Origin of the sequence: Azospirillum brasilense (assembly GCF_003349955.1) — a bacterium.
GTDB lineage: Bacteria > Pseudomonadota > Alphaproteobacteria > Azospirillales > Azospirillaceae > Azospirillum > Azospirillum brasilense_B.
In genome coordinates, this window is record NZ_QLKQ01000137.1 from 1 (window position 1) to 9,382 (window position 9,382).

The window sequence follows — 9,382 nt, forward strand, 5'->3', positions numbered from 1 at the left end:
CCATGCCGAGCTGACGGCCGAGCGCGTCGGCGATCAGGGGGTTCGGTTCAACCAGGACAGCGCGCATGGGATTCTCCGCAACAGGGGTTTCAACTAGAGGGCGGGAGGACAAGGCACTTAAAATTTTCCTTAATTCCGAGTGCTTTATTTTCTCACACCCTCAGGTAATAGCCTTCCTGTACCGCGAGTCAACCATCCGGCTTACCTCGAGGGATAATGTTACGGCCCACTTTTATATGACTTTTAATATCCGTTAAGGCGTAGATTCTTGGCTGCTCTTTGCCTCGAAATTCGAAGCATTTTCCTCCCGAGTTGCCGGCAACGCAGCACCTCCGCACAGCGCCGCCTGGGCGCCCGAAAGCCGTCCCGCAACAACTCGATGGCGACGCCAGGGACATGCGGACGCCGCGAGCATTCGCTACGCCCGGTCATGGATAGAGGGGGCTTAGGGGAATCCCCCTCTGTGAGTCAGCGCTCCAACCGGCCGGCATCATAGTGGGAGGGCGGTGATCGCGACGGAGGGCAAGGCTTTCGGTCAGCGGAAGCTTCAGGCCATGCCGTCCACGTCACGCGGACGGAGGTCGTCACGACGGCGATCGGCGACGTTGCCCGACAGTCGGGCGCGGTGTCGCCCTGAGGCGCCGGCTTCCTCGAACCAATCTCTCCGCTTGCCAACAGGCCGAGGATCGGGTGACAACGGGCAACACGCAAGCACCGTGCACGAGCGTGAGCGGCCGCGCGGCGGAAACCCTGCGGCGGCGGCACGGGTTGCGGACACTTTTCATCAAACCCCAGGCCATGCGCTGAATGTCAAGCGCCCGACCGGCCGATGCGGCGCACCCAGGCCAAGGCGCCACACCTGTGCACCGCACCTGGACCCGGCGCTGGGGGGCACCGACACCTCAGCCGGTCGCGTCTCGCTTGCTGAACACATCCTTGTGCCGCGCGCTGAGTTCGTTCTTTAGAACCTTCCCCATGGCGTTCCGGGGCAAGGCATCCTGAACGATCACGGCCTTGGGAAGCTTGTATCCGGCGAGTTCGCGCGCCGCCCGTGCGAGAATGGCGGCCGGATCGGGCGGCTCGCCGCCTGGCTGGCGTTCGACCGCGGCCACCACGCCCTCGCCGAAATCAGGGTGGGGAACGCCGAAGACGGCGGTCTCCCCCACCCCCTCGATGCGGTTGAGCACGATCTCGACCTCGCGCGGATAAACATTGTAGCCGCCGGAAATGATCATCTCCTTCGCGCGGCTGACCAGCGTAAGGCGGCCGTCCGGGGCGGCGCAGGCCAGATCCCCCGTCATGAAGAAGCCGTCCGGCCGGAACTCCGCCGCCGTTTTTTCCGGCATGCGCCAATAGCCTTTGAACAGGTTCGGACCGCGCAGTTCGAGGCCGCCGACCGTGCCCGCTGGCTGCGGCTGTCCGGCGGAGTCCACAACCCGGACCTCCAACCCCGGCAGCGGGTAGCCGACCGTGCCGGGCAGGCGCTCGCCGTCGAGGGGGTTGGAGGCGATGATGGTGGTTTCGGTCATGCCGTAGCGTTCGAGAATCCGATGCCCCGTGCGGGCCTCGAACGCCTCGAAGATTTCCCGTGACAGGGGAGCCGAGCCGCAGGTGAACAGGCGCATGGTCCCGCATCGCTCCGCGGTGAGCCTCGGGTCGGCAAGAAGGCGCGTGTAGAGCGTCGGGACCCCCATGAACACGGTGCTGTGCGGCAGATGCCCGATCACGGCGTCGGCCGTGAATTTGGCAAGGAAGACGCAGGACCCGCCCGCACACAGCATCGCGTTCAGGGCGATGAACAGGCCGTGCGCGTGGAAGATGGGCAGGGCGTGCAAGAGAACATCGGCATCGGAGATGCCCCAGAGCGCGTTCAGCGTGCGGGTGCCGAAGGCCAGATTGCCGTGCGAGATCATGGCGCCCTTGGGACGCCCCGTCGTTCCGGAGGTGTAGAGGATCGCCGCCACATCGTCGGGGCCGACCTCGGCGACACGCTCCAAGGGCGGCCGTCCGCGGCACGCCGCCGTCACGGTTCCTTCGCCGTCCGGATCGAGCGTGAAGGTTCGGCACCCGGCCGGCGGCACCAGATCGCCGACGACCGCGGTCTGTCCGACGAACACCGTGGGTTCCGCGTCGTCGAGGAAGTAGCGCAGTTCGGCCAGCGTGTAGGCCGTGTTGAGCGGCAGGTAGACCGCCCCGAGTTGCAGGACGGCAAGATAGAGGCACACCGCCTCGGGCGACTTCGCCACCTGGACGGCGACCCGGTTTCCCGGAGCGACGCCGGCCTCGTGAAGGACCTGCGCCATGCGTCCGGCGGTCCGCCGCAGGTCCGCGTACGTCCATGCCTGCCCCGTCTCGGTTCGCAGGGCCACCCGCGCATCGGACGACGCTCCGGGTTTCAAAAGCAGGCTGTAGAGATTGTGCGTCATTCCGGTGTTCCTGTCGCCGCGATGCGGGCCATGTGAGTCCGAGGCGGAGGACGATTCGCTTCAGGGAATGAGCACGATCGACCCCATCGTGCGGCGGGCTTCCAGGTCGCGATGCACCGATGCGGCGTCGGTGAGCGGCGCCCGGTGGGCGATGCCGACCTGGACCCGGCCCGCGGCCAGAGCCTCGAACAGCCCGCCGGCCAGGGTCTCGATGTCGTCGCGGCTGCGGGTGACCGTGGCCAGGGTCGGCTTGGCGAGGAAGAGCGAGCCCTTCTGCGCCAGCACGCTGATGTCCAGAGGCGCCACCGGGCCGCTCGCCTGCCCGAAGCTGACCATCAGGCCGAAGGGCCTCAGACAGTCCAGCGACGCCAGGAAGGTGTCCTGCCCGACGGAATCATAGACCACGTCGACACCGCGACCGCCGGTGATGTCGCGGACGCGCGCGACGAAATCCTCCTCGCGGTAAAGGATGACGTGATCGCAGCCGGCGCCACTGGCGACGGCCGCCTTTTCCGGCGAGCCGACCGTGCCGATCACCGTCGCCCCCAGAGCGTGCGCCCACTGGCACAGCATCTGGCCGACGCCGCCCGCCGCGGCGTGCACGAGAAGGGTCTCCCCCGCCTTGACCGGGTGGACGCGATGCAGCAGATACTGCGCCGTCGTCCCCTTGACCATCGCGGCGGCGGCCACCTCGTCCGACACCGTGTCCGGCAGTTTCACCAGGCGGTGCGTGGGAACGACACGCCGCTCGGCGTAGGCGCCGAGCAGCATCCAGTAGGCGACGCGGTCGCCGGGCGCCACATCGGTGACGCCGGGGCCGACCGCCTCGACGACGCCGGCGCCCTCCACGCCCAGCACGGCCGGGCGCGGGATCGCGTACTGCCCGGAGAGGGCCGAGCGGTGATAGGTGTCGATGAGGTTGACGCCGACCGCCGTGTGGCGGACCAGGGCCTCCCCCGGGCCGGGCGGCGGCACGGCCACCTCCTCCCAGACCAGGGCTTCGGGACCGCCGGGCTGGTGGACGCGGATCGCATGAACCATGCTCGGTTTCCCTTTCACGCCGATGTCAGCCGTCCGGTGATCAGGGCAAAGACGGCGCTGAAGTCCTTGTTTCCGTGGCCGTGCTCCACAAGCATCTGGTAGAGCGCGGCGGCGCTGCCGGCGAGCGGCGTGGCGGCGCCGCTGGTCGCGGCCGCGGCCTGGGACAGGCGCATGTCCTTCAGCATCATCGCCGCCGCGAAGCCCGGCTGGTAGTCGCGATTGGCCGGCGACGCCGGCACCGGCCCCGGAACCGGGCAATAGCTCTGCAAGGCCCAGCAATTGCCCGAGGACACGGTCATGACGTCGTAGACCGTCTGGTGGTCGAGCCCGAGCTTCTCGGCCAGGGCGAGCACCTCGCTGATGGCGACCATGCTCATGCCCGCCATCATGTTGTTGCAGATCTTCAGGGCCACGCCGTTCCCGGATGCGCCGACATGGAAGATCTTCGGACCCATGGCGGCCAGCACCGGGCGGGCGCGCTCGAAGCCCTCGGCGGTGCCGCCGACCATGAAGGTCAGGGTCCCGGCCTGCGCCGCCGGGACCGCGCCGGACACCGGAGCGTCCACCATGACGAAACCGGCCTCCGCCGCCGCCTTGCTGACCGCCCGCGCGCTCTCCACGTCGATGGTGGAGCAGTCGATCAGCATCGTGCCCGGACGGGCGTGCGTCAGCACGCCCCCCTCATCCTCGCCCTGGCCCTCGTAGGCGGCCCGCACATGCTTTCCCGTCGGGATCATGCTGATGACGGTGTCGGCATCGGCCAGCGCTTCGGCCAGCGTGGAAGCCACGCGGCCACCGGCGGCGGCGTAGGCGTCGCGCGCCTCGGGCACGACGTCGTACCCGAGGACGTCATGCCCGGCCTTGGTGAGGTTGTCGCACATGGGACGGCCCATGTTGCCGAGTCCGATGAAAGCAATGCGCGCCATAATGTTCCTCCGGATGGGTCTCTCAGTGGGTCACTTCTTGACCAGGGAGCACTTGCTCTCGCTCAAGGGGATCGCCGCCTGGTCGCCGGGGATGGTGCGCTGGACCTTGTAGTAGTCCCAGGGCCCCTTGGACTCGGCCGGAGCCTTGACCTCGATCAGGTACATGTCGCGGATGACCCGGCCGTCCTCGCGGACCTTGCCGCCCTTGGTGATGAGGTCGTCGACGGGAAGCTCCCGCATCTTGGCGGCGACCACGGTGCCGTCGTCGGTGCCGGCCGCCTGCATCGCCTTCAGATAATGCGTCACCGCCGAGTACACGCCGGCCTGGACCATGTTGGGTTTGCGCTTCATGCGCGCCTCGAAGCGCTCGCCCAGCTTGCGACTGCCCTCGTCGCGATCCCAGTAGTAGGCCGTGGTCGCGATGAGGCCCTTGGCGTTTTCAAGGCCGAGCGCGTGCACGTCGCTGATCAGGACGGCCAGCCCGACCAGCTTCTGGCCGCCACTGGTGATGCCGAACTCCGCCGCCTGCTTGACCGCGTTGGTGGTGTCCGTCCCGCCGTTGGCGAGCCCGATGATCGCGGCCTTGGACGCCTGCGCCTGGAGAAGGAAGGACGAGAAATCGGCGTTGCCGAGCGGGTGCCTGACCTGCCCCAGCACCTTGCCGCCGTTCTCCTTCACCGTCTTGTCGATGTCGGCGGCCATCTGATGACCGAAGGCATAGTCGGCGGTCAGCATGAACCAGTCCTTGCCGCCGTCCTGGACCACGGCGCGGGCGGTTCCGACCGCCTGGGAATAGGTGTCCCACATCCAGTGGAAGCCGTTGGGCGAGCAGTCTTCGTTGGTGAGGCGCGTCGTCCCCGGACCGGTGGCGAGGGTGACCTTCCCGCGTTCGCGGGCGAGGTTCTGGACCCCGAGGGCGATGGCCGAATTGGTCAGGTCGGCGATGGCATGGACGCCCTGGGTGTCGAACCATTCGCGGGCCTTCGCCAGCCCGATGTCGGGCTTGTTCTGGTGGTCCGCCGACAGGACCTCGATCTTCTTGCCCAGGACCTGGCCGCCGAAATCCTCGACGGCCAGCCGCGCCGCCTCGACCGAACCGATGCCGCCGAATTCGCTGTACAGGCCCGACTGGTCGTTCAGAACGCCGATCCGGATGACGTCGGCGGCCTGGGCCGCACCCGCCGCCAAGGTCGTCGTGGCGAGAAGGGCGGCGATGAAGGATGTGCGCATTCTTGTTTCCTCCCTAATTTTTGTGAGCTCTTGGTCAGTCCATGTTGAGGATGACCGTCTTCTTGTGCGTGAAGTGGTCGAGCATCGCTTCGAGGGATGCTTCCTTGCCAAGGCCGGACTGCTTGAAGCCGCCGTAGGACAGGCCCGGCTGAACCACGAGGTTCTGGTTGACCTGCACGAAACCGGCCTGGAGCCGCCGGGTCGCGTCGAGGGCGGTGCGGAGGTCGCGCGTCCAGATGGTTGCGGCGAGGCCGAAATCGCTGTCGTTGGCCATGGCCAACGCGTCCTCGTAGTCGCGGAAGGCGATCACGCAGGTGACCGGTCCGAAGATTTCCTCGCGGGCCAGCCGGTGATCGTTGGGCAGGCCGGTGAAGAGAACGGGCTGCACGAACAGGCCGCGCGCCAGTCGCTCGTCGGTCGGCAGGGCCGAGCACCGATGGGCCACCGCGCCCGCCGTCGCCTCGCCGAGCGCGATGTAGGACCGCACCCGCTCGAACTGCTGCGGCGAGATGATGGTGCCGATGTCCGTCGCCTCGTCCAGCGGGTCGCCCATGGTCATGGCGTCGACCTTCGCCTTCAGCTTGTCGAGGAAGGCGTCGTGAAGGCTCTCGTGGACGAAGATGCGCGAGGAGGCGGTGCAGCTCTGGCCTTGCCGCGTGAAGCGCATGCCCGCCACGGCGCCGTCGATGGCCTTGTCGAGATCGGCGTCGCCCATCACGATCATCGGGCTTTTGCCACCCAGTTCGAGGGTGACGGGGATCAGCTTGTCGGCCGCCAGATGCGAGATGATCTTTCCCGTCTCCACCGAGCCGGTGAAGGTCACCTTGCCGACCCCCGGATGGCTGACCAGGGGCGCGCCGCAGCCGGGGCCGTCACCCGACAGGATGTTGAGGACACCCGGCGGCAGAAGCTGGTTCATGACCTGGATGACGCGCAGGGCCGCCAGCGGCGCCTCCTCGGCGGATTTGACGATGACCGCGTTTCCGGCGACCAGCGCCGGCGCGATCTTGAGCGCCATCAGGTAAAGCGGCACGTTCCACGGAATGATGGCGCCGACGACGCCGATCGGTTCGCGCTGGGTGAAGGTCAGCATCTTCGGGTGGAAGGGAACGGTTTCGCCCTTCAGCTCGGACGCGAGCCCGCCGTAGAAGGACAGGGTGTCCGCCACCAGCGACGCCTCGACCCGGCTTTCGGTCCGAATGGCCTTGCCCGTCTCCAGGGCGAGCAGGCGCCCGATCTCCTCGGCATGGCCGGCCAGACGGCGCCCGCACTCGACCAGCAGCCGGCCCCGCTCGCGCGCCGAAAGGCGAGCCCAGGCGCCTTGCGCCGCGACCGCCGCGCGGACGGCGGCGTCGACGTCCCGCTCGCCGCCGTCCGCCGCCGTGGCGATCACGTCGCCCGTCGCGGGGTTCACGACATCGAAGGTCTTCCCCGTGGCCGCCGGACGGAGCTCGCCGCCGATCAGCAGCAAACCCGACAGCTCGCGCGCGAGGGCATGGGGGGTCGTGTTCAGAACCAGGTTCTGGTCGGTCATGGACGATCTCTTTTTGAATGGTGCCGGTTTTGAATGGGGCCGGTCGAATGCGGCTGGTGTGCCGACCCGGCGCGCGCCGGGGAACGGAGGCGGTCAGGACGCCCGGCGCTGCGACCAGACCTTCAGGGCGTTGGCGAACTCGTCCGAGCGCAGGCTCGCGGCGAAGGCCGCTTCCGTCGCCCGATCGTCCAGTTCGCCGCGGGCGAGGTCGTTGAGCGCGCGTTTCATGCCGGCGATGGCCTGCGGCGCGCAGGCGGTGATGCGTCCGGCCAGCTCGTCCACGGCGGCCGGAAGGTCGTCGGGAGCGACGATCCGGTCCAGGAAGCCGATGCTCAGCAGGTCGTCGCCGGCGATCGTTTCCGCCGTGAGGAACAGGCGCTTGGCCGCGTTGAGGCCGAGCCGCGAGACGTAGCGGCGCAGGCCGCCGGGGTAGAAGTGTATGCCAAGCTGCCCGGCCGGCATGCGCATGCGCATTCCGGTCACACCGATGCGGAAGTCGCAGGCGAGCGCCAGATCGGTGGAACCGCCATAGACGCTGCCGTTGAGGCCGCAGATCGTCGGGACACGGACCGCTTCGACGCGATCGCACAACCGTGCAAAGGCGTTCTCCCCGTCCTGGCCGTCCGACTCGCTGCGCTGGGACGACTGGGCGGCGCTCAGGTCGTACCCGGACGAGAAGCTCGGCCCCGTCGCGGTCAGCACCAGCACGCGAACGGACGGGTCCGCTTCGGCCGCCGCGATGTTTTCTTCCAGAATGGCGATGTCCGCCACGTCGATCCGATTGTGCTGGAGCGGGCGGTTGAGCCGGATGGTGCCCACCGCGTCCTTCACGGTCAGTTGGGGGGCTGTCGCCGGCCCGTCCGATTGACTCCGTGGTGTCCCGTTCATCGCTTCCTCCCAGGTGCCGTCATTGGTGACGGCGCGGCCCTATGGATACCGTCTTTGTTTTTCTGAAGAACCATAAGCGAGTTCATGCATACCAAAAAGCCATAATGGAATGCAACATGGAAAGTTTGAGGCGCTTATGGTTGACGGTCCACGCAATGGGGGACGGCGCTTTCCGAAAAGCCTTTGCGCGTTGGGGAGGGCCAAAACTCTCCGCTGGATGTGGGTGCACCATGCTCCGCCACAGCCTGATTTCCCCGCCGATTGCGGCTTCACGGTCGACCAAAATCAAGTTTTGGCATGCCATCACATTGACGCCGCCCAGTGGACGCGATACGGTTCACCAATCCCGATTTGCCAACGGATCATGCCATGCAGGCGGAAAAGCCAAGCCGCGTAACGGAAATGCGGCAGGTGCTCGAACAGGAAATTCTGGGCGGGATCATTTCGCCCGGCGAGCGCCTGGACGAACGAGCTTTGGCCGAACGGTTCGGCGTGTCACGAACGCCGGTGCGCGAGGTGCTGTCCCAGCTTGGCTCGAGCGGACTGGTCACGATAAAGCCGGGAGCCGGCGCCTCCGTGTTGCGGATGTCCGCCAAGCAGCTCGTCGGCATGATGGAGGTTCTGGTCGAACTGGAATCCCTGGCCGCCAGCCTTGCCGCCCGCCGCATGGGAATCGCCGGGCGCAAGCGTCTTCTGGAAGTGCACGAAGCGAGCCGCGCCGCCGCCGAGGCCAGCGACATCGAGGCCTACGACAATCTCAACCGCGAACTCCATGAGCTGATCTACGCCGGAAGCCGGAACGAGCATCTGGAGCATCAGGCGAAACTCATCCGCGGTCGCCTGCGCATCTACCGCCAGTATCCGTTCCAGCACACCGCGCGCCCCTTGAAGTCCTACACGGAACACGACCTTTTCGTGAAGGCGATCCTGGATGGGGATGGCGAGGCCGCGCGTCGGCACATGCACGACCACATGACCACGGGCGGAAGCATTTGGGTCGATATGGTGGTTTCCATGCCGCCAATTGGTGACCATGAGTAGCGGCGTTGTTCAGGGATCACGTGCGGCGCACGAATCCCGTTGAAAGCGTGCCCCCCGGCAACCAATCCCCTCCCCCGCCGTGGGCGGGGGAGGGTTAGGGAGGGGGCCCGCGTCGACACTTCGGGCACAACAGGCAACGAAAAACCGGCGCTTCCCGTTGGGAAAAGCGCCGGCTTTGTCGTTCATGAAGCCGATTGTCAAGTGTTTGGGAAACCGTGTCCGTCCACGTCCTTGGATGGTTTGGCGTGTGCCGTGGTGACCTGGCGGCGACCTACTCTCCCACGTCTTAAGACGCA

The 9,382-nt window shown here is 67.1% G+C and carries 7 protein-coding genes; 1 reads left to right on the top strand and 6 read right to left on the bottom strand.

Annotated elements, in window-relative coordinates; genetic code table 11:
- Positions 1–902 precede the first annotated feature (902 nt).
- The 6 genes from DXK32_RS31165 to DXK32_RS31190 all read right to left on the bottom strand — a co-directional run bounded on the left by DXK32_RS31165 (position 903) and on the right by DXK32_RS31190 (position 8,045).
- Complete coding sequence (locus DXK32_RS31165; RefSeq protein ID WP_114862044.1) at positions 903–2,426, bottom strand: AMP-binding protein; 1,524 nt, start codon at positions 2,424–2,426, stop codon at positions 903–905.
- A 60-nt stretch (positions 2,427–2,486) separates the two neighbouring features.
- Positions 2,487–3,467 (bottom strand): quinone oxidoreductase family protein, encoded by a 981-nt coding sequence (locus DXK32_RS31170; RefSeq protein ID WP_114862045.1) that lies wholly within the window; start codon positions 3,465–3,467, stop codon positions 2,487–2,489.
- A gap of 14 nt (positions 3,468–3,481) precedes the next feature.
- Positions 3,482–4,393, bottom strand: a complete 912-nt coding sequence (gene mmsB / locus DXK32_RS31175) for a 3-hydroxyisobutyrate dehydrogenase (protein WP_114862046.1) — start codon at positions 4,391–4,393, stop codon at positions 3,482–3,484.
- Between the two features lie 30 nt (positions 4,394–4,423).
- The gene (locus DXK32_RS31180; RefSeq protein ID WP_114862047.1) at positions 4,424–5,623 is read right to left on the bottom strand and encodes an ABC transporter substrate-binding protein; all 1,200 of its coding nucleotides are present in this window, start codon (positions 5,621–5,623) and stop codon (positions 4,424–4,426) included.
- 34 nt (positions 5,624–5,657) lie between these two features.
- Positions 5,658–7,157: an aldehyde dehydrogenase family protein gene (locus tag DXK32_RS31185; protein WP_114862048.1), complete on the bottom strand. Its 1,500-nt coding sequence runs from the start codon at positions 7,155–7,157 to the stop codon at positions 5,658–5,660.
- A 93-nt stretch (positions 7,158–7,250) separates the two neighbouring features.
- On the bottom strand, positions 7,251–8,045 hold the full coding sequence (locus tag DXK32_RS31190) for an enoyl-CoA hydratase/isomerase family protein (protein ID WP_114862049.1): 795 nt from the start codon (positions 8,043–8,045) through the stop codon (positions 7,251–7,253).
- A gap of 369 nt (positions 8,046–8,414) precedes the next feature.
- On the opposite strand from DXK32_RS31190, the gene DXK32_RS31195 reads away from it, so the two are divergent.
- Positions 8,415–9,086 carry a GntR family transcriptional regulator gene (locus DXK32_RS31195; protein WP_114862050.1) on the top strand — a complete coding sequence of 224 codons (672 nt, stop codon included), beginning with the start codon at positions 8,415–8,417 and terminating at the stop codon, positions 9,084–9,086.
- The last annotated feature ends 296 nt before the right edge of the window (positions 9,087–9,382 follow it).

What these genes read in the sequence shown, in the direction of transcription:
- DXK32_RS31165 (WP_114862044.1), bottom strand. Translation starts at nt 2,426, where the DNA reads ATGACGCACAATCTCTACAGCCTGCTTTTGAAACCCGGAGCGTCGTCC.
- DXK32_RS31170 (WP_114862045.1), bottom strand. Translation starts at nt 3,467, where the DNA reads ATGGTTCATGCGATCCGCGTCCACCAGCCCGGCGGTCCCGAAGCCCTG.
- mmsB (WP_114862046.1), bottom strand. Translation starts at nt 4,393, where the DNA reads ATGGCGCGCATTGCTTTCATCGGACTCGGCAACATGGGCCGTCCCATG.
- DXK32_RS31180 (WP_114862047.1), bottom strand. Translation starts at nt 5,623, where the DNA reads ATGCGCACATCCTTCATCGCCGCCCTTCTCGCCACGACGACCTTGGCG.
- DXK32_RS31185 (WP_114862048.1), bottom strand. Translation starts at nt 7,157, where the DNA reads ATGACCGACCAGAACCTGGTTCTGAACACGACCCCCCATGCCCTCGCG.
- DXK32_RS31190 (WP_114862049.1), bottom strand. Translation starts at nt 8,045, where the DNA reads ATGAACGGGACACCACGGAGTCAATCGGACGGGCCGGCGACAGCCCCC.
- DXK32_RS31195 (WP_114862050.1), top strand. Translation starts at nt 8,415, where the DNA reads ATGCAGGCGGAAAAGCCAAGCCGCGTAACGGAAATGCGGCAGGTGCTC.